The sequence below is a fragment of the Bacillus cereus group sp. N11 genome, assembly GCF_016483605.1.
In the GTDB taxonomy this organism is placed as follows: Bacteria; Bacillota; Bacilli; order Bacillales; family Bacillaceae_G; genus Bacillus_A; species Bacillus_A toyonensis.
Genome location: NZ_JAEHBN010000012.1, coordinates 173,650 through 195,467, shown reverse-complemented (window position 1 = coordinate 195,467; position 21,818 = coordinate 173,650). Strand labels below are relative to the sequence as shown.

Genomic DNA, 21,818 nt, shown 5'->3' with positions numbered 1-21,818 from the left:
GAAAAAAACCTAAAAAAAATCATGTAAGAAAAGCTAACATCTATTGACACTAAACATAACATAATATAAAATGAGAAGCAGTTAAGGCGAAGGAGGAACTGAAACAATGAAAGAAGATAGACGTTCTGCCCCGCTGTTTCCTATTGGTATTGTTATGGATTTAACACAATTGTCTGCACGTCAAATTCGCTACTATGAAGAGCATAATCTTGTTTCTCCAACCCGTACAAAGGGGAATCGTAGATTATTTTCATTTAACGATGTAGATAAGTTGTTAGAGATTAAAGATTTATTAGATCAAGGCTTAAATATGGCTGGTATTAAGCAAGTGTTACTAATGAAAGAAAATCAAACAGAAGCAGTGAAAGTAAAAGAAGAAACGAAAGAAATTTCAAAAACGGAGCTTCGCAAAATACTTCGAGATGAACTACAACATACAGGTAGATTTAATCGAACTTCATTGCGACAAGGTGACATTTCAAGGTTTTTTCACTAAAGATAACTGATTCTGAAGGTGTTTAGAGGGACTAAGGAGGAATTTATAATGGCTAGGTACACAAAAGAAGATATTTTCCGTTTGGCGAAAGAAGAGAATGTAAAGTATATCCGTCTGCAATTTACGGACCTTTTAGGAGTAATTAAAAACGTAGAAATTCCAGTGAGCCAATTAACAAAAGCTCTTGATAACAAAATGATGTTTGATGGATCTTCTATTGAAGGTTTCGTACGTATTGAAGAATCTGATATGTATTTATATCCGGATTTAGATACTTGGGTAATTTTCCCTTGGACAGCTGAAAAAGGTAAAGTAGCTCGTTTAATCTGTGATATTTATACTGCAGATGGTGCTCCATTTGACGGAGATCCACGTAACAATTTAAAACGTGTATTAAAAGAAATGGAAGCTTTAGGATTCTCAGATTTCAATCTTGGACCAGAGCCAGAATTCTTCCTATTCAAAGTTGATGAAAAAGGAAATCCAACATTAGAATTAAACGATAACGGTGGATACTTCGACCTTGCGCCGATGGATCTAGGGGAAAACTGTCGTCGTGATATCGTTCTTGAGCTTGAAGAAATGGGCTTTGAAATTGAAGCGTCTCACCATGAAGTTGCACCAGGTCAACACGAAATTGACTTTAAATATGCAAATGCAATTCGCTCATGTGATGACATTCAAACATTCAAACTTGTTGTAAAAACAATTGCTCGTAAACATGGTTTACATGCAACATTTATGCCAAAACCATTATACGGTGTGAACGGTTCAGGTATGCACTGTAACTTATCACTATTTAAAAATGGTGAGAACGTATTCTTCGATCAAAACGGTGATTTACAATTAAGTGATGATGCTCGTCACTTTATCGCAGGTATTTTAAAACATGCACCAGCATTTACAGCGGTAGCAAACCCAACTGTAAACTCTTACAAACGTTTAGTACCTGGATATGAAGCTCCTTGTTACGTAGCATGGTCTGCACAAAACCGTAGCCCATTAGTACGTATCCCTGCATCTCGTGGTATTAGTACACGCGTAGAAGTACGTAGTGTTGACCCAGCTGCAAACCCATATTTAGTAATGGCTACATTATTAGCTGCAGGTCTTGACGGAATTAAAAATAAATTAACTCCACCAGCTGCAGTAGACCGTAACATCTATGTAATGACAAAAGAAGAGCGTGAAGAAGCAGGTATCGTTGACTTACCAGCAACATTAGCGCAAGCGTTAGTTACATTACAATCTAATGAAGTAGTATGCAGTGCACTAGGAGAACATTTACTTGAGCACTTCATCGAAGCAAAAGAGATTGAGTGGGATATCTTCCGTACACAAGTTCACCAATGGGAACGCGATCAATATATGTCTCTTTACTAAGAAAAAAGGCCCTGATACTACGGTATCAGGGCTTTTTCGTCATTTATCTACAGCGAATTACAGTGAATATTGTCGTAATTTTTGAGGGGTAATTAAGAAGTGATTTAACAAGAATAATTTGTATTGACTCGTTCTGTATAAAGAACTAAAATGACATTAATTAGGAATGTTTATATATTTAAAAAATAAAAAATATTACTTTTATTTCTGTTTTTATGGGAATTTCAACTGGAATCTCATTGGTATTAAATGAGGGGGAGAAGTAATGAATAAGGAAATAAATTTGAAAAATCTATTTACCGTTATATGGAAAAGGGTGTGGATACTACTGTTGTTTACGACTCTCACAACGGTAGGAGGAGCGATGTATAGTATGTATATGAAAACACCTTTGTATGCCTCCTCAGCAAGGGTTATTGTTCAAGCTAATGCTGAAACGATGAATACATTGAAAGCGATGGTAAATGAGCCTGTAATATTAGAAAAAGTAGCGGCTGAATTAAATATTAACAGATCTGCAGGTGCATTAAGTGGACAAATAAGTATAGAAAGTGTACAAGGCTCTCAGATTATGAGAATAAATGTAGTGGATATTGATCCTGTACTTGCACATAAAATTGCAAATACGACAGCGGCTGTTTATAAGAAAGAAGTAGCAAATATACTAAATTTTAATAATGTGAGTATATTACCTGAAGACCCAGTTCAAAAACATTCGATGCCTATAAATATAAATCACTTTAAGACGATACTAATTGCGTTCTCTGTAGGTATGGTGCTCAGTATTGGTTTTATTTTTTTATTGGATTCATTTGATGATAGAATCAAATCGGAACGACGAATTGAGCAATTGTTAGATGTCCCTGTTTTGGGTGGGATTGCTAAAATGAATAGGAAAAATACAGAAGACAAATTCAGTGGAAAAAATACAGTGGTACTGGGGGATGGAACGGAGTGGCCTACAAAAATAGACGAAAAACAAATAAAGTTAAAGGAGAAAGTATAATTGCTTATACAGCTCCAAGATCGAAAATTTCGGAGCAGTATCGTTCGCTTCGAACAAACCTTCAATTATCTTCGTCTATTCATAAAAGCAGAACTATAGTTATTACTTCTCCAAGGTATGGTGAAGGAAAATCAACGATTACAGTTAATTTAGCAGTCTCAATAGCACAAAAAGGTGAAAAAGTATTGATAATAGATGCAAATTTACGAACACCCACAATTCAGGAAATGTTTGGAGTAGAAAATACAGTTGGATTAACTGATATATTGAACGGAAAAACAAATTTAGAAGGCGCTGTAAAAAAAACAGAGATGGAACGTCTTGATGTATTAACTAGTGGTCCAGTACCATTCAATCCATCTGAAGTACTTAGTTCAGATGAGATGGATATGTTAATTCAAAAGGCAATGGAACAGTATGACATCATATTATTTGATTCTTCCCCTGTATTAGAAGTAACAGATACGAGTGTATTAGTTGATAAGTGTGAAGGAGTACTTTTGGTGATCCGATACAATCGTACTGTGAGCGAAGATGCGCTTGAAACGAAAAGAGCACTAAGTTTCACGAAAAGTAGAATATTGGGGGTAATTTTGAATGGGAAAGTATAAAGGGGATTAGAATAATAGATTTAACCTTCGTACATAAAAATGTTCGTTATAAAGAAAGAACAATAGAACTGTGATGTGGTGATGTCTCCTGACCGCTATCAATGGAGGCACTCGATTATGCTGTGGGTTGTGAAAGCAACCTTAGATGCGAGTCATCAAAAGTGTAATGTGAGGGAGGGTTAGATGCCCATATTTTATTAAAGTTTCTAGCTATGTACTTTTAATAAAGAGAATATAGTTAGAAACTTTAACTTTGAAAGAGTTCAGTAAGGAATTGATTAAAGGAGGAAGTTATATGACGTATCGCCGGAGGATATCGTTATTGCTTTTAATGGATTCACTGATTGTATTAAGTGCAGTTTTTTTTAGTTATTTTTTTGTAAATGCTAGCTTTAGTGTTATCACTTTATCATCAGTTATTAGCTCTATCACTCTATTAGTTAGTCATCATTTATTTGCTTTTGTTTATAAATTGTATAAAAAAGCTTTGGAATATGCAAGTATAGGAGAGTTGCTAATTATATGCAAGGTCGTTACATTTTCAATACTTACTACAGCGGTTGTGCAGCAAATCATTATGCAAAAAATGTATTTTCGATTGTTAGTTGTAACTTGGATGATTCATATTTTATTAATTGGTGGTTCCCGCTTTATTTGGAGAATGTACAGAGATATTTATTATGTAAAGAAGGGTGATAAAAAAAGAACGTTAATTGTTGGTGCTGGATCAGCTGGGACGATGGTTGCAAGACAGTTGTTGAAGAATAATACTGCTGAATTAATGCCAGTCGCGTTTATTGATGATAATGTCAAAAAACATAATCTTGATATTTGGGGGATTCCAGTAATAGGTGGCATGGATCAAATTGATTATGTTATTAAAAAACTGAATATTGAGATAATTATTTTAGCAATTCCTTCGTTAAACAAGAGAGAGAGAAATGTTATTTTAAAAGATTGTTTAAAAACAAAAGTAAAAACTCAAATCCTTCCCATGTTAGAAGACTTAGTAACAGGTAAGGTTTCAGTAAATGAATTTAGAGATGTTCAAGTAGAAGATTTATTAGGGCGAGATCCTGTAGAGTTAGATGTGGAAATTATTTCAGATTATATAACGGATAAAGTCATTTTAGTTACTGGTGCAGGTGGATCAATTGGTTCGGAAATTTGTAGACAAGTTGCGAAATTTAAACCGAAAAAATTGATTTTATTAGGGCATGGAGAAAACAGTATTTATTCCATAGAAATGGAATTAAATGAAAAATATAACGATATGAGAGGCGTGTTTATTCCAGAAATCGCGGATATACAAGATGAAAAGAAGATGCATTTAATAATGAATAAACATCTTCCAAATGTTGTATATCATGCAGCCGCACATAAACATGTACCATTAATGGAGAACAATCCTGAAGAGGCTGTTAAAAATAATTTGATTGGAACTATGAATATAGCAGAGGCAGCGAGAACACATGGAGTAGGAACGTTTGTTATGATTTCTTCCGATAAAGCGGTGAACCCGACGAGTGTTATGGGTGCAACAAAGAAATTAGCTGAGATGGTCATTCAGCACAAAGATAAAATAAGTCATACAAAGTTTGTTACAGTACGTTTTGGAAATGTATTAGGTAGCCGCGGGAGCGTCATACCTTTATTTAAGAAACAAATTCAAAATGGTGGTCCAATTACAGTTACTCATCCTGATATGGTTCGTTATTTTATGACAATTCCGGAGGCATCAAGACTCGTAGTGCAAGCTGGGGCGCTAGCTAAAGGAGGAGAAATTTTTGTGCTGGATATGGGAGAACCAGTAAAAATAGTTGATCTTGCTAAAAATCTCATTCGATTATCAGGAAACTCTTTGGATGAAATAGGAATAGAATTTACCGGTATACGCCCAGGAGAGAAGCTTTTTGAAGAATTACTAAAAGAAGATGAAATGAATGAGAAGCAAGTTCACCCGAGAATTTATGTAGGGCAAGAAATGAATGTTCGTATAGAAGAAATAGAAAAGTTAATTTTGGAATATACAGAGTTAGATGAGATGGAATTAAGAAAGCGATTGTTAAATTTAGTGAATCAGCGTAAAACTTTAAAACTATTAATACCAGTATCAGGTTAATAGCAAAAAATTATTATAAGACGGGTGCGTGGGATGGTGTCTAAAAAAGTTCTGTTTTGTGCAACTGTGGATTATCATTTTAAAGCTTTTCATTTACCGTATTTGAAATGGTTTGCAGACCAAGGATGGGAAGTGCATGTTGCAGCGAATGGGAATATACATCTTCCGTACGTAACTCAAAAATATAATATTCCTCTTCAAAGATCACCGATTAGCGTAAAAAACTTTCATGCATATAAAAAACTTACATCAATTATTCATCGAAATAAATATAATATCATTCATTGTCATACGCCTATGGGAGGAGCAATTGCTCGTCTAGCTGCTAGAAAAATGCGGAGAGAAGGCACAAAGGTTATATATACAGCGCATGGATTTCATTTTTGTAAAGGATCATCATTTATAAATTGGCTTTTATACTATCCAATCGAAAGAATTTTAGCTACTACTACGGATTGTCTTATAACAATTAATCATGAAGATTACAGTTTAGCAGTAAAGCATCGATTTCAGGCGGGAAGTATTAAACTCGTTCATGGTGTAGGAGTAGATATAGAACGATATATTCCTGTTAATGAAAGTGAAAAGGAGCAATTAAGACATAAAATTGGTTATAATTCTGAAGATTTTTTAATGTTTTATGCAGCTGAATTTAATAAGAACAAAAACCAAAGCTTTTTAATTCAATCATTGGCACAGTTAAAAAATGAAATTCCGAATGCGAAGTTACTACTTGCTGGTGAAGGGCCTTTAATGAAGGAGTGCAAAAATATAGCGGCTCAACTAGGCGTGAGTAGTATGGTGCATTTTCTTGGTTATAGAAATGATATAGCCCCTTTGCTGCAGATGTGTGACCTAGCTGTTGCATCGAGTTACCGGGAAGGTTTACCAGTTAATATTATGGAAGCTATGGCTTGTGGACTTCCAGTTATCGCCACGGACAATCGGGGACATAGGGAGTTAATTATTCATAATAAAAATGGTTGGATTATAGATCGTGATGATATAAAGACGATGTCTGAAAGAATAAATTCTATTTCTAAAAGTATTAAATTAAAAGCTCAGTTTGGACGGTGTGGGCGTACTATTATTACAAGTAAATATTCAGTTAATGAAGTATTAAAAGAGAAAAAAGAAATTTATACAACGTATATGTATGAAATGGAGGATTTGAATTGGGCACTCCATTGAGAGTACTACATGTAGTCGTAAATATGAATAGAGGCGGAGCCGAAACTTTAATTATGAATTTGTATCGTAATATAGACCGCTCAAAAGTACAATTTGATTTTTTAACTTGTAAGGAAGGAGTGTTTGATGAAGAAATAGTAAAGTTAGGCGGGGAAATTCATAGAATTCCATATGTTACAGATGTTGGTCATAGGGGCTATATAAAGACGCTAGATAACTTCTTTAGTACCCATACGCAATATAAAATCGTTCATTCACATATGGATAAAATGAGCGGATTTGTACTTCGTTCAGCTAAAAAAGCAAGGGTGCCAGTTAGGATTGCGCATAGTCATAATACTAGTAGTGAGGGTGGTACTGCTGCAAAAATCTATAAATGGTATGCGGGAAAATCAATAGCCATGTGTGCAACACATTTGTTAGCATGTTCAAATGCTGCTGCCAGATGGCTATTTACAGATAAAGCCGATGTAGCAAGAATTTTAAAAAATGGAATTGATTGTGATAAATTTTTGTTCTGTCCAGACATACGAAAACAAGTAAGAGAAGAATTACAAATTGAGAAAGACGCTCTTGTTATAGGTCATGTTGGAAGATTTGCTCATCAAAAAAATCATGCTTATCTTATAGAATTATTCACGCAGTTAACTCGATTTAAGCCGGATTCAATTCTTTTATTAGCTGGCGAAGGACCGCTTCGAGTGGGAATTGAAAATAAAGTAAGGGAATTGAATATGGAGAAGCATATACGGTTTCTTGGGATACGAGACGATATAGAAAGGATACTTCAAGCATTTGATGTATTTGTTTTTCCATCCATACATGAGGGGTTGCCACTCACTCTCATAGAGGCGCAAGGAGTTGGTTTGCCTTGTATTATATCGGATGCTATTACGAAAGAAGTGGACTTGGGAATGAATTTAGTTGAACATGTTCCTCTAACAGATAAATTTGCTTGGATAGAAAAAATGAAAAATATAGAAACTAGTAATTTTTCGAGGAAAACACTAGCTCAAGTAGTATTCGCAAAAGGATATGATATAAAACATACGGCTAAATTGACTCAAGACTATTATTCTGTACTTTCGAGGTGAGTAATTTGAAGAATTTAACGATTTTCACCCCTACTTATAATAGAGCGTATTGTCTTGCAAATTGTTATGAGAGTTTAAAACGTCAAACATGTAAGGATTTTGTATGGTTAATAATAGATGATGGATCTAGTGATAACACAAAAGAATTGGTCGATAGTTGGATTGCTGAAAAATATATCAAAATTAAGTATCATTGGCAACAAAATCAAGGGATGCATGGTGCTCATAATACAGCATATGAAATGATTGATACGGAGTTAAATGTTTGTATTGATTCTGATGATTATATGCCCGATGAAGCGGTAGAAAAAATCATTTCTTTTTGGAGTAGCTATGGAAATGAAGAAGTTAGCGGGATAATTGGATTGGATTTGTATACAAATGGACAAATAATTGGTTCAAAGTTACCAGAGAACCTTAAACATTCCACGCTTTTTGATCTTTACAACAAACATGGTGTCACAGGTGATAAAAAATTGGTCTATCGTACAGAATTGACTAAGAAATATCCATACCCAATTTTTAAAAATGAAAAATATGTAGGGTTAGCATACAAATATTACATGTTAGATCAACAGTATGAGATGTTACTAATGAACGAAGCGCTTTGTTATGTGGAATACATGGCTGATGGATCATCAATGAATATGCTAAACCAATATCGTAGAAACCCAAAAGGTTTTGCTTTTTATCGCAAGGAACTTATGAAATTACCATTTACTAATCGACTATTTAAATATAGGCAAGCTATACATTATGTATCTAGTAGTTTCATATCGAGAAATAGAAAGTTTATACAAGAATCGCCATGTAAAGGACTGACACTTTGCGCACTACCATTTGGAGCTATCCTTTATAGTTACATTACAATGAAAACAAAAATGAAAGTAAACATGTAGAGACTTATTTAGTAATTAAATGAGAGGACAGAATAATGACCATACTTTGGATGAATCTTGCTATAGTATTCATGCTCGCATTTTTTGCAAGGTATTTTGCTATACCAGTGACTAATAGTCTTACATTGATAAAGCCCAATAGGCTGTTGATTATAATGGCGGCTTTATCTCTTGTGTTGGTGGCGGGGCTTCGAAATAATATCGGGGATACTTATTTTTATATGCATGCATATAAAATAACGGAGTTTAATTGGGAATATGTTCAAACTAATAAAGACATGGGCTTTAATATTTTTCAAATGGTTTTGAAAAAATATACGGATAATCCTCAAGTAATGGTTTTTACTACAGCATTGATAACAAATGTACTCATTGTAGCAACACTATATAAATATTCAAGACTAATTGAATTGAGTTTATATGTTTATATTGCGTCGGGTATGTATTTAACATCAATGAATGGGATTAGGCAATATTTAGCCGCTGCAATTATTTTTGCTGCTACAAAATATATTTCTGAAGGAAAATGGAAAAAATATACAGTTATTGTATTATGTGCATCAACATTTCATGCAAGTGCATTAGTTTTAATGCCAATATACTTTTTTGTAAGAAAAAAAGCCTGGTCAGGAACGACATATTTGCTCCTTTTTTTAGCGGTATGTGTAGTAATAGGTTTTAATCAGTTTTCGGAAATTTTATTTTCGGCTATTGGAAATACTCAATATGGTCAATATAAGGAATTTCATGAAGGTGGTGCCAATATACTTAGGGTTGCTGTGAATATAGTGCCAATTATACTGGCTTACCTTGGGAAAGATAAAATGAGGGCGTTATTCCCTGAAAGTGATTATATTGTAAATATGTCTATATTAGGTCTTGTTTTTATGATTATTTCAACACAGAATTGGATATTTGCTAGATTCTCCATATATTTTGGATTGTATCAGTTAATATTAATTTCTTGGGTTGTGAAGTCATTTACAGATAAAGATCAAAAGTTGATTTATTATGCAGTTCTAGTGTGCTATTTTATTTATTTTGTATATGAACATGTAATTACTTTGGGAATTATCTATAAGAGTAATTTACTTTGATAATAAAGTGCAAAATGCTAGGAGAGGATTGTTGAATGGGGATAGATTCTAAGCCTGAACCTATAAATAAAAAGAAGGTTTTACACATTGTCAGCGCTCTGAATCGCGGGGGAGCTGAAACGTTATTAATGAATATATATAGGAAAATAGATAGAGAGCAGCTTCAGTTTGATTTTGTATCCCATCGAAATGAGAAAAATGATTACGAAGATGAAATAATGGCCTTAGGTGGGAGAATATATAAGGTACCTAGTTTAGGACAAATAGGACCTTTTGCCTATGTTAAAGAACTTGTGAAAATTATGTCGGATAATCAATATGAAGTTGTACATGCACATACGGATTATCAAGGTGGTTTCGTTGCTGTAGCGGCAAAAATAGCTGGTGTAAAAAAGAGGATTTGTCATTCCCATAGTAATAATTGGCCACAAGACTCTGGAATAAAAGCAAGAGTTATCCTAAAGGTTTTGCAATCTATTATTAAATATGCTGGAACTAATTATTGTGCGTGTAGCGTTGAAGCAGCACGTTTTTTATTTGGTGAAAGGATGCTTCAAAGTCAGAGGATAGAACTGATTAAAAACGGTATAGATATTAATCAATTTACTGATATAGATGCTGGAAGTAGTGTCAGCGTAAGAAGGGAACTTAATATACCGAATACAGCAAAATTAATAGGACATATAGGAAGTTTTTCAGAGTCAAAGAATCATGTTTTTATCCTAAAAGTTTTAAAGCAAATTTTAAAAAGAGATTCAAATTTTGTTGCTATTCTAGTAGGAGATGGTCCGTTAAGGATTTCTATTGAATTAAAAGCAAAGCAATTAGGGATTTTTGAAAACATTAGATTTTTGGGCGTTAGGAAGGATATTCCACGACTCATGAAGAGCTTTGATGTTTTTATTTTTCCTTCTTTGTTTGAGGGGTTTGGTATTGTAACTTTAGAAGCGCAATCTGCAGGTGTACCATGTGTTGTAGCAGATACACTACCTAATAATACTGATATGGGGTTAGGGATAATGTCATTTGTTGACTTAGATGAAGAAATTGAAATATGGTGTAAAGAAATTTATAAAGCCTTGTTAAAAGAAAGACCAGACAGGGAATTCATAATTAACAATATATCGAAATTAGGCTTTGATATTAACGATAACATTTACGAGTGGCTATCGTTATATGGAATTGTGTGCAAGGAAGAAGTGGGGTAATCTAATTTGTTTTCATTTTATATGTCTGATGTATAAGGAAAATTGGTAAGCATAACAGCAAAATACTAATATAAAATGAAGAAGAGAAATCAATAATAGATTTTGTGAGGTATCCTATTATGAAAAAGAAAAGAATATTAATTACATCTTTTGATATGGAAATTGGTGGAGTAGAAAGAAGTTTGATTGGTTTATTAAATACAATTGATTACAGTAAGTATGATATAGATTTAATGTTATTTAAACATGAAGGAGGATTTTTCTCTTTACTACCCAAAGAGCCGAATTTATTAGAAGAATTGCAACAATATACTACTTTTAGAAAATCAATTAAACAGATATTACAAGAAGGGCATTTCTCAATTGGAATTACTAGGGTGATAGGAAAAGTCATGGGTGTTATGCATGGAAGGTTTGTAAATAGTAAAGAACCTGGATACTTTGTCATTCAATATGGATGGAGAATATCTCTTCCATTTCTTCCAAAATTGAGAGAAGAGTACGATGTTGCGATAAGTTTTTTATGGCCGCATTATTTTATAGGAGATAAAGTTCGAGCGAAAAGAAAAATTGGGTGGATTCATACTGATTATTCGAACATACAACTTAACAAAGAAATGGAATGTAAAATGTGGGGGGAAATAGATGATATCGTGGCGGTTTCTGAAAGTTGTAGAGAGACATTCCTGAATAGTCTACCTTATATTAATAAAGAGGTACAAGTGATAGAAAACATAATAGATTCTGAATTTGTTTGTGAACAATCCAATGAAGGAGATATTACTCAGGAAATATCAATAAATAGCAAGCGAATCAAGTTAATTACTGTTGCTAGACTTTCGCATGCTAAAGGAATTGATGACGCTATATATGCGCTTAGACAGTTATTAGATCAAGGGTATGATATCGATTGGTACATAGTTGGATATGGACCGCAAGAAGCGGAACTTAAATTGTTGATAGATAAGCTAGGACTTCAAGATAAATTTGTTTTACTAGGTAAGAAGATTAATCCGTACCCGTACATAAAAGCATGTGATATTTATGTACAACCTTCTAGGTACGAAGGGAAGGCAGTAACAGTTCAGGAAGCGCAAATTCTTAAGAAACCAGTATTAATAACTAATTTTTCAACTGCCAAAAGTCAGTTGGAGAACGGAGTAGATGGATATATTTGTCCAATGGGTATAAAGGGAATTGTCGAAGGAATAAAAAAAATGATTGATGATGTTGAATTCAGAAATGAAATTGTTAATAATGTAAGCCAAAAAAATTATGGTAATGAAATAGAAGTGGAAAAGATATATAGGTTAATTGAATTAGAATAGATTAAGCTATAAAACTAAAAAATCTTTTACTATTTATAAAAGATACTTGGGGGAATTATTTTTATGGATAATGTTTTAGTATTAGATACATCAGTAGGTTCTCTTAACAAGGGTGACGATATAATAATGAAGTGTGTAAAGCATCATCTTTCTGATATAACTAAAAATGCATATGTTTTAACATTACCTACTCATGTTTCACCTTTTCATTGGTACCAAGTAGCGAGAAAATCAAATAGGGTAAAGATTTATAGTGATGCGAAATATAAGTTTGTAGGTGGTTCGAATTTGCTAGCGATGGATATGTTTACTCATTTTCCGCAGTGGAATATAAATATATTTAATTATGGTCCTTTAAAGGGGAGTATTCTGGTTGGAGTGGGTGCAGGCAAAGGGAATAAAATAAATCCCTATACAAAAATGTTATATAGAAAAGTTTTATCACATGAATATATACATAGTGTTAGAGATGAAAGAACAAAAAAATTTTTAGAAGAAATGGGGTTTAAAGCTCTAAATACTGGTTGTGCAACTTTGTGGTCTTTTACGCCTGATTTTTGTAGGGGAATTCCGAGTGGAAAATCGGAATCGGTTGTTTTTACATTAACTCATCATTCTAAAGATCGTGAAAAAGATCAATTACTGATAGATATACTTAACAAAAGTTATGAAAATGTCTACTTTTGGATACAAGATGCTGATGATTTTGAATATTTAAAATCTTTAGAGGGTATACAAGGTATAAAAATTATATCTCCTACTATAGAGGCATATGAAAAAATCCTAAATACAGCCGTTGATTATATTGGAACGCGTTTACATGGCGGTATATTTGCTATGCGTCATAAAAAACGTGCAATAATTATCTCTATAGATGAAAGAGCTAAGGGGATGGGGGAAACGTATAATTTAAATCTGATTGATAGAGAAGATTTAAATAATCTCGAAAAAATGATAAATGCAGAGTTTATCACGGATGTTCAAGTGAATTTTGATGTAGTAAATCAATGGTTAAAACAGTTCTATAATTAACAAATGTATTGTGATAAAAATGGCGATTTATTAGGAGGCTCAAATGAATAGTATAATTCTCGATAAAATTGTCGTAAGAAATAATAGAGTGGATTATTATTTTAGTATTAAGGGGGATTTACAAAAGTATTTTAAGACAAGTAATCATATGTTTCTTGAATATAACTATGATGTATCTGATACCCCTTTAAGTATTTTGGCTATTCCGTTTGTTGCGAATGTAGTTCCTCTTGTATGGATTACTAATTCAACAATAGTAATAAATGAATTAGATAAATCTTTTTATATTTGTTTAAATAATATAAAAAATGCATATCAAAACATGTTTCCTGGTGTGAAATTTAAAGGATCCATGGTTGTAGGAGAAATTATTGATAATGTTTACATTCCGGAACTTGAAGCGGCATCTTTATTTAGTGGTGGATTGGATGCACTTACTACATTTATAAGAATAAAAGATAAACACCCCTTGCTAGTTACTGAATATGGATGGCATGAAAATGAAATAGAGGGTAGTAAAGTATGGGAGGCAGATAAAGAAAATGCCGTAAATTTTGTAAAGGATAATGGACTAGAAAATATTTTTATACAATCTAACTATGGGACCTTTATAATTGCAGGGAACATTGACCATGATTTTAGAGAAAAGTTAAACGATACATGGTGGCATGGATTGCATCATGGTCTAGCGATAATATCTGCAGCTATTCCAATAGCTTTTAAACTTAAGATAAAATGTATATATATTGCAAGTTCTAATTCCCCATTATATCAAGTTACTTGTGCATCTGATCCAACTGTGGATAATGAAATAAAATATGCATCTGGAACAGTCTTTCATGATGGATACGAACTTACTAGGCAAGAAAAGATTAAAGTTGTTGTGGACCATTATTCAGCTAGTAAAGAACCTGTTAATATCAGGGTATGTTTTAAAAATGAAGAAAATTGTTGTAAATGTGAAAAATGTTTAAGAACAATTATGGGAATTATTGCTGAAGGGAGAGACCCTCGTGAATATGGTTTTAATATTCCAAGTAATCTTTATCAGTACGTTAAAACTTCTTTAAATAATGAGGTGAAGTTTTTTACTAATACATTCATTGAAATGTATTGGAATTTAATCCAAGTGCGAATGAAACAAAATTGTGATTGTATTACAGATAAAAATTTACTAAATTGGTTTCTAGATTATGATTTCAAGGCGCAACGAAGAAAAGCGTTATTAAAATACAGGATAACAAAGTTTTTCCCGATTTTAAAGAGGAAGATTAGTGCCAAATTTAGTAGAGTGGGTACGCAAAACAATTAAAATATAGAAGGTATTACGATGAGAATACAAAACTCCTTAAAAAATATTTTATTCGGTTTGTCTGGACAAATAATTAGTATTGGTATGGGATTTGTTGTTCGAACTGTTTTTATTTTTACACTCGGTATAGAATATTTAGGTGTGGATGGGCTTTTTACAAGTATACTATTGATGTTTTCCCTAGCTAATTTAGGATTTGATACAGCTATAATATATAGTTTATATAGGCCATTAGCTGAGAAGGATATTTATAAAATACAGGCATTAATGAATTTATATCAAAAAGCATACAGATTAATAGGAGTAGTAGTTTTATTAATAGGGTTATCTCTATTGCCATTTCTTGATCATTTAGTGAATGCAGATACTACGATTAGAGACATTAACATTATCTATCTTTTATTTTTAATAAGTTCAGTGTCATCATATTATTTTGTATATAAGCAATCTATTATTATTGCTGATCAAAGTAACTATATTATTTCTAAAATACACACTTTGTTCATGATTATATCTAATGCATTACAAATTGTTTTATTAATAATTATTAGTGATTACATTGTAGTACTGGTAGCTCAATTAACATTAAAAGTAATTGAGAATGTATATATTGCAAATAAGGCAAATAAATTATATCCATTTTTAAAAGAAAAAAATAATGCGAAATTATCTAAGACAGACAGACGTGAGTTTTTTGAGAATTTGTATTCCTTGTTGCTATATAAAATTAGTGGTGTAGTAATTAATGCAACAGATAATATAGTTATATCGAAATTTATTGGGGTTATTTGGGTTGGGGTTTATTCAAATTATTTGTTGATCTTAAATACATTAAATACCTTATTAGGCTATTTGTTTTATTCTATCACTGCTAGTGTTGGAAATTTGAATGTGAAAGAAAATGCAGAAAAAAAATATTTTATTTTTCGTGTAATTAACTTTTTTAATTTTTGGATATATGGATTTTGTACAGTTTGCCTTTGGAATTTGATAAATCCTTTTATAACAATCTGGTTAGGTGAGGAATATGTGTTTAATAAGTATGTATTATTTTTCATATTACTTAATTTTTTCACTTCAGGAATGCAAAATACAACTACAATGTTTAGAGAAACCACAGGTTTATTTAAAAAAGGGAAGTACAGACCTATTATAGCGGCAATTATAAATATTGTAGTTTCTATAATTCTTGCGAAACAAATAGGAATAGCAGGAGTGCTTTTAGGGACTGTTATTAGTAGATTATGTACTTACTTTTGGTATGATCCTTATATTATATTTAAAATGATTTTCAAAAAATCTGTAAAAGTATATTTTATTAGATATATTTTGTTTGTAGTGCTTGTATTATTTTCTATTATAGCAACGGATTTTATTGGTTATATTTTTCACATAAATATATTTATGGACATGGCAATACGTAGTGTTTTGTGCCTGATTATTCCAAATCTGATCTTTTGGATGGTATTTAAAGAGGTGGAAGAGTATCGATATTTCCTTAATTTAACCCGGATATTAATAAAAAAAATAAAGTCGAAAATATTAACTCGGAAATTTTCGAATAATAATTATCCATAAATCAGCATTTTTATTTTTTCCATATCACAGTAAAAAATGCTTTATTTACGGAAGAGATTTTAGGTTGTTCTGAAAATAATAGTAGGTAATAATAGGGGGGGATATATAAAGAGTATAGTGTCTTTTTAATAATATTGTAAGTTTAAATAGTATAAATAAAAGAGTATTGAAATAAAAACAGCTAGTAAGAATAGACCTTTTTAGGAAGGAGAAAGGAATTGTAAAAAGGCTTTCTAAATAATGGATCTCTAAAAACAATAAAAAGTGATATTACTTCTCTTATATCCAATCAATTTACCTTATGAAACATAAGATGTAGAAAAGCAAAAAAGAGGTGTGAATTGATGTGGAGAAGAAGGGATAATCTTGGGAATTTGAATGATTTAGATTTGGTGTCCAAGCCTCCTTTTCATAATGACATTTTAACTTATGATAGTACGCAATTAAAATGGATTCCAAAATCATTTGAAGCTACAAATCCTACAAGTATATATGTATTAGAATTAGATAGATGGGATGTTAAGAATGATGGGACTGATGCTATCAATACTTCCCAAGGTATTAATAATGCTCTAGTATGGGCGGCTCAACAAGGTTATACGGAAGTTGTGTTACCTAGAGGAATATATTTGATTGATAAACAAACACCCATCGAACCACCAAGTCATTTAACTTTGAATCTAAACGGTTCGACATTAAAAATGGAAACAAATAATTTGACTGGATATGCAATTATAAGTTTTCGTAGAAATCAAGTATATTCTAGGATAACAAATGGTATTATCCAAGGAGATAGATATACACATGATTACTCTAGTGGGGGAACACATGAGGCAGGGTACGGCATTGAATTGGGGAGTTTTACTCCACCTGCTGATGGGGGGAACAATACACGGTTTGTATCTTTAGATAATCTAGATATTTTAGATTGTACAGGAGATGCCATTACACTGAACAGTACTTTTGGGCAGATTTCACCTTTTCCTACAGCATTAGCAAGTTCATTTGAACAGGGAGCAATTAATACAACAGATGGTTCATTGGTAAGTAGTACAACAAAGATACGTTCCAATTTGCAAATTGATATGACCCAAGTGGCTATTGTAAAGTATGGTTACTTTGGATTATATGGAAATGGATTTGGAGCATTGGGTTCTGAAATAAAATGCGATTATTATGATGTCATTTTTTACACTTCAAACAATATATTTTTATCTTCAAAAACCAATGTACAATTCTTTGATGAAGTAGAAGTCCCTAATGGAGCAAGTTATGCTAAAGTTGTTTTGCATCAAGGGAATGTTCCTGCTCCTGCAAATTGTTTAATAAATGTTCGGGTACCTTCTTTTTCGCAATATACTTATATAGAAAAATGTAATTTACATGATTGCCGTAGACAAGGGATTAGTGTATGTGGGGCAAAGAATGTATATATTCGAGATAATGATATTCATCACATCGCAGGTACCAATCCACAAAGTGGACTAGATATTGAAGATGGATATGATTTAAATCAATATATATATATTGAAAGAAATAATTTTCATGATAATAAAAATTATAATATTATTGTTGTAAATGGGAAATTTATCTATATATCGAATAATTCTATTATGAATACCATTACAAATGCTTATGTTGGGTTGTCTATTAATGGTGGTGCAGATAGGGTAATCGTAACAGGGAATAATATCCGATTAACCAAGGTCTCTTTGTTAGGAGATGTTATTTTTTCCAATAATTATGTATACGGAGCGCAAGTAAATGTTCAAGGTGTATATGTAAATCGATCTATTAATATATCGGATAATGTTTTTTCTAATAGTAAAATGATTATTGATACTCCCTTTCCATATGCGGTTAAAGTTGATTCCTGTCGTTTTATAAACGATACAGATAAACTTAATTCCTTGTCATCATTGTATCAGTGGACATTAGAGCTGAAAAATGAACCGCAAACTATCTCAAATTGTATATTTGAAGGACAAGACGTTTTGTATTTAAATTATGTACCAGTAGGAACAGTTAAATCAGGATGGATATTTGAAAATATTATATTTAATAATGTTAAACCCCCAACCCTAGTTGCAGGGACGTATACAAATTGCTTTTTTAAGGATGTAACCTTTTTGGGGATAGCGAGTACAGGAAGTACTTTAGAATTAAAAGGTTGCAAGTTCTTTAGTATAGATAGAAATAACACGTTATTTACAGTGAATAACCTCAAAGCATTCAAGATGATGGATTGTCATATAGAAAAACCAAATGGTACGGTCTTGAATATTCAAAATGTATCTGATGAAATAGTGTTAAGGGGAAATACTATAAAAATTACAAATGATACTCTTCAGAGAGCTATTATTGTTTTGGATGCAGCGTTTACTGGTAAGCAAGTGATAATTCAAAATAATATTATAAATTCTACAAATTCGATGCAAGTTGGGATAGATAATAGAACAACGAGTAGTACACCTCAAGTAGTAATTCAAAATAACGTGTTAAATAATGCGAAAATTACAATTACGGGGAGGGAATTTTTACAAGGAAATATTGTTAATGGTGTAATCGATTCAAATTAATGCATGGTGATAATTAAATTTGAATAGTTTCAAAAAATTATGAGAAATGAAGTAGAGTGGCTCTTAATAAATATGTCTATAAAGTATTATATAATGGTACATGGAAGGGTTTTGTCCAATGTAATCATTCGAAATAGTCTAATTCCTAATAGATAATATGCTTATTGACTTTTAGTTACTACTATAGAAAAGAGAAAAGCTATTATGTTTTTTATAAACATAATAGCTTTTTGTTATTACGTTAACTGCATACTAAAAAATAGTGAGTAGGAGAATGTTTTAATAATAAATGTTTTTTTATACTATTAAGCGTTGTTTATAAAATTGTTTTTGTGAATATATTTTTTGAGATTTTTACAGTGTGTAATAGTCTCTTGGATAAGCATTTGGAAAATATATTTTGCACCTATGTGTATTGCTTTCTTCTACTTATTAAGTTTTAAAGTTGTGTACTAAAGAAAATGTTTGCAGGTGATAAGTAAAGAAAAATTGAATACAATTCTTTACTTACAACTTGAAAATACTTGATTTCAACCCGTAATGAATACTTTATATATTATTTCACTTTGGAAAAGCATTTGTAATAATTTAAGATGGGGGAATGATTGGTAATGAAGAGACTGTTGGATATCTTTATTTCTTTATTATTATTAATTTGCTTTTTTTTCATTATTCTTTTAGTAGCAATTATAGTTAAAACCCAGATAGGATCACCTATTTTATTTAGACAACAACGTCCAGGGTTACATGGAAAACCCTTTTATCTTTATAAATTTCGTACGATGACCAATGAGCGAGATAATAGCGGGGAGCTCTTACCAGATTACGCTAGATTAACTAAAGTTGGAAAATTCCTGAGGAAATATAGTTTGGACGAATTACCACAATTAATAAATGTGCTAAAAGGTCAATTAAGTTTGGTGGGCCCTCGACCATTATTAATGGAATATATGCCTTTATATTCGCAAGAGCAAGCTAAAAGGCATAATGTTAAACCCGGAATCACTGGATGGGCTCAAATTAATGGAAGAAATAGTATCTCATGGGATGAGAAATTTAAATTAGATGTATGGTATGTTGAGAATCAAAGTTTTCTTTTAGATTTGAAAATTTTATATCTAACTTTTAGTAAGGTTTTAAAATCGGAAGGGATAACAAATAATAAGCATGTGACTATGCCAGTTTTTAAGGGGGGAATCGAGCATGGGGGGGAATAAAATGAATATTTTGTTTACTAGCTCTGGTAGGAGGGTCACTTTAATTAAAAAATTTAAGGAGGTATTTGAACAAGTAGGAATAAAAGGGAAAATCTTTACTGCAGACTTAAAAGAAACTGCTCCTACCATTTACTTTAGCGATAAGCATTTTATTGTTCCGCGTGTAAATGAAGAAGGGTATATAAATGAATTGTTAAAAATATGTAGATCTGAAATGATAAATCTAATAATTCCGTTAATTGATACAGAATTAATCCTTATGGCTAATAATTCGGAGGTTTTTGAAGGTATTGGTGTAAAAGTACTAGTTTCTAGTATGGAATTAAATAAAATTGCTAATAACAAAAAATACACATATAACTTTTTTGTATCTAATAATATACCAACGCCTAGAGTGTATAGTGATGAAGAGATTGGAAGAAAGGAATATCAATTTCCACTATTGATTAAACCTTATGATGGCAGTTCTAGTAAAGGTGTAACAAAAATAATGAATGAAAAGGAATTGGAATTTTTTAAGGAGTATATACCTAACGCTATGATACAAGAGTACGTTTCAGGAGAGGAATACACTATAGATGTCATGGTAGATTTCTATGGGAATATAAAAACGATCGTTCCTAGATTGCGTATAGAGACACGAGCAGGTGAGGTAAGTAAAGGTATAACCAAGAAAGATTTTGACATTATCCAAGCAGCAGAAACTGTAATAAAAGCTCTTCCTAATCCTATTGGATGTATTACTTTACAATGTTTTAAAAAGAAGGATGGACAAATTACATTTATTGAAATAAATCCTCGTTTTGGTGGAGGAATTCCATTATCCATAGAAGCTGGAGCGAATTTTCCACTTTGGACAATTAAAATGTGTCAGGGAGATGTTTTTACAGATAGAGACTTTAATTGGAGAGAAAATTTAACAATGCTTAGATATGATGAAGCGGTTTTTATGGAGAGTATTTAATATGGTGATTCAAGCAATTGTTTTTGATATGGATGATACTTTATATAAAGAGAAAGATTATGTCGTAAGTGGCTTTAAAGCAGTGGATGATTGGATTAAAGATAACTATGGAAAAATTGGTTTTTATAATATCGCAATTCGATTATTCAATTCAGGTGAAAGAAAGTTTGTGTTTAATAAAACACTTAAAAAGTTAGACATTGATTATGATGAAAAATTGATTAGTAATTTGATAGAACAGTATAGGTTCCATAAACCAGATATCCAATTGTTGGATGAAGCGGATTGGGTACTAAATAATTTGGTTAATACCGTTAAAATAGGACTTATTTCAGATGGATATTTAGTTGCTCAAGAAAGAAAAATAAATGCATTAAAGTTAAAAGAGAGGGTTCATTCAATAATTCTCACTGATAAGCTAGGAAAAGAATGTTGGAAACCAAGCAAAATTCCTTATGAAAAAATAAGTAAGGAATTACAGGTGCCTCATGAGCAATGTGTCTATATAGGAGATAATTTAAGTAAGGATTTTATAACGGCCAAGAAATTGAAATGGTTAACGATCCATATTAGTAGAGAAGATGGAATTTACCATAATCTTATAGTTGAGCAAGCTTATAAAGCACATTATACAATTGATAATTTAAGGAGATTATCTGATATATCTGTATTAAAGCATATGTTTTTAGATACATAGTATT

The 21,818-nt window shown here is 31.8% G+C and carries 18 protein-coding genes; all 18 read left to right on the top strand.

Annotated features, from left to right (window positions below; all coding sequences use genetic code 11):
- The first annotated feature begins 106 nt into the window (after positions 1-106).
- The 18 genes from glnR (at position 107) to JDS98_RS20110 (ending at position 21,814) form a co-directional block, all read left to right on the top strand.
- A complete protein-coding gene (glnR, locus tag JDS98_RS20195) occupies positions 107-496 on the top strand; it encodes a transcriptional repressor GlnR (protein WP_000656783.1) in 390 nt (129 codons plus the stop codon).
- Between the two features lie 48 nt (positions 497-544).
- The gene (gene glnA / locus JDS98_RS20190) at positions 545-1,879 is read left to right on the top strand and encodes a type I glutamate--ammonia ligase (protein ID WP_000135333.1); all 1,335 of its coding nucleotides are present in this window, start codon (positions 545-547) and stop codon (positions 1,877-1,879) included.
- Between the two features lie 265 nt (positions 1,880-2,144).
- Positions 2,145-2,885 (top strand): YveK family protein, encoded by a 741-nt coding sequence (locus JDS98_RS20185; RefSeq protein ID WP_199634251.1) that lies wholly within the window; start codon positions 2,145-2,147, stop codon positions 2,883-2,885.
- On the top strand, positions 2,834-3,496 hold the full coding sequence (locus JDS98_RS20180) for a CpsD/CapB family tyrosine-protein kinase (RefSeq protein WP_085450474.1): 663 nt from the start codon (positions 2,834-2,836) through the stop codon (positions 3,494-3,496). Before JDS98_RS20185 ends, JDS98_RS20180 begins: the two co-directional genes overlap by 52 nt.
- 295 nt (positions 3,497-3,791) lie before the next feature.
- Positions 3,792-5,618, top strand: coding sequence for a polysaccharide biosynthesis protein (locus tag JDS98_RS20175; RefSeq protein WP_199634250.1), 1,827 nt, complete (start codon positions 3,792-3,794; stop codon positions 5,616-5,618).
- Between the two features lie 33 nt (positions 5,619-5,651).
- The gene (locus tag JDS98_RS20170; RefSeq protein ID WP_199634249.1) at positions 5,652-6,809 is read left to right on the top strand and encodes a glycosyltransferase family 4 protein; all 1,158 of its coding nucleotides are present in this window, start codon (positions 5,652-5,654) and stop codon (positions 6,807-6,809) included.
- Positions 6,794-7,903 carry a glycosyltransferase family 1 protein gene (locus JDS98_RS20165; protein ID WP_098661011.1) on the top strand — a complete coding sequence of 370 codons (1,110 nt, stop codon included), beginning with the start codon at positions 6,794-6,796 and terminating at the stop codon, positions 7,901-7,903. Before JDS98_RS20170 ends, JDS98_RS20165 begins: the two co-directional genes overlap by 16 nt.
- A 5-nt stretch (positions 7,904-7,908) precedes the next feature.
- Complete coding sequence (locus JDS98_RS20160) at positions 7,909-8,802, top strand: glycosyltransferase family 2 protein (protein WP_097958481.1); 894 nt, start codon at positions 7,909-7,911, stop codon at positions 8,800-8,802.
- Between the two features lie 35 nt (positions 8,803-8,837).
- Positions 8,838-9,899, top strand: a complete 1,062-nt coding sequence (locus JDS98_RS20155; RefSeq protein WP_199634248.1) for an EpsG family protein — start codon at positions 8,838-8,840, stop codon at positions 9,897-9,899.
- A 35-nt stretch (positions 9,900-9,934) separates the two neighbouring features.
- Complete coding sequence (locus tag JDS98_RS20150; protein WP_000510528.1) at positions 9,935-11,107, top strand: glycosyltransferase family 1 protein; 1,173 nt, start codon at positions 9,935-9,937, stop codon at positions 11,105-11,107.
- Between the two features lie 119 nt (positions 11,108-11,226).
- The gene (locus tag JDS98_RS20145; protein WP_199634247.1) at positions 11,227-12,435 is read left to right on the top strand and encodes a glycosyltransferase; all 1,209 of its coding nucleotides are present in this window, start codon (positions 11,227-11,229) and stop codon (positions 12,433-12,435) included.
- Positions 12,436-12,498: 63 nt separating this feature from the next.
- Positions 12,499-13,467, top strand: a complete 969-nt coding sequence (locus tag JDS98_RS20140; RefSeq protein ID WP_199634246.1) for a polysaccharide pyruvyl transferase family protein — start codon at positions 12,499-12,501, stop codon at positions 13,465-13,467.
- A gap of 43 nt (positions 13,468-13,510) precedes the next feature.
- Positions 13,511-14,779, top strand: coding sequence for a hypothetical protein (locus tag JDS98_RS20135; RefSeq protein ID WP_001084458.1), 1,269 nt, complete (start codon positions 13,511-13,513; stop codon positions 14,777-14,779).
- An 18-nt stretch (positions 14,780-14,797) separates the two neighbouring features.
- The gene (locus JDS98_RS20130) at positions 14,798-16,357 is read left to right on the top strand and encodes a lipopolysaccharide biosynthesis protein (RefSeq protein WP_199634245.1); all 1,560 of its coding nucleotides are present in this window, start codon (positions 14,798-14,800) and stop codon (positions 16,355-16,357) included.
- 344 nt (positions 16,358-16,701) lie between these two features.
- On the top strand, positions 16,702-18,936 hold the full coding sequence (locus JDS98_RS20125; RefSeq protein ID WP_097958478.1) for a right-handed parallel beta-helix repeat-containing protein: 2,235 nt from the start codon (positions 16,702-16,704) through the stop codon (positions 18,934-18,936).
- Between the two features lie 611 nt (positions 18,937-19,547).
- Entirely contained in the window at positions 19,548-20,153 is a 606-nt protein-coding gene (locus tag JDS98_RS20120) for a sugar transferase (RefSeq protein WP_000825901.1), read from the top strand.
- Entirely contained in the window at positions 20,140-21,117 is a 978-nt protein-coding gene (locus JDS98_RS20115; RefSeq protein ID WP_000509382.1) for an ATP-grasp domain-containing protein, read from the top strand. Before JDS98_RS20120 ends, JDS98_RS20115 begins: the two co-directional genes overlap by 14 nt.
- Position 21,118: 1 nt before the next feature.
- The gene (locus JDS98_RS20110; protein ID WP_016108923.1) at positions 21,119-21,814 is read left to right on the top strand and encodes an HAD family hydrolase; all 696 of its coding nucleotides are present in this window, start codon (positions 21,119-21,121) and stop codon (positions 21,812-21,814) included.
- Positions 21,815-21,818: the final 4 nt, after the last annotated feature.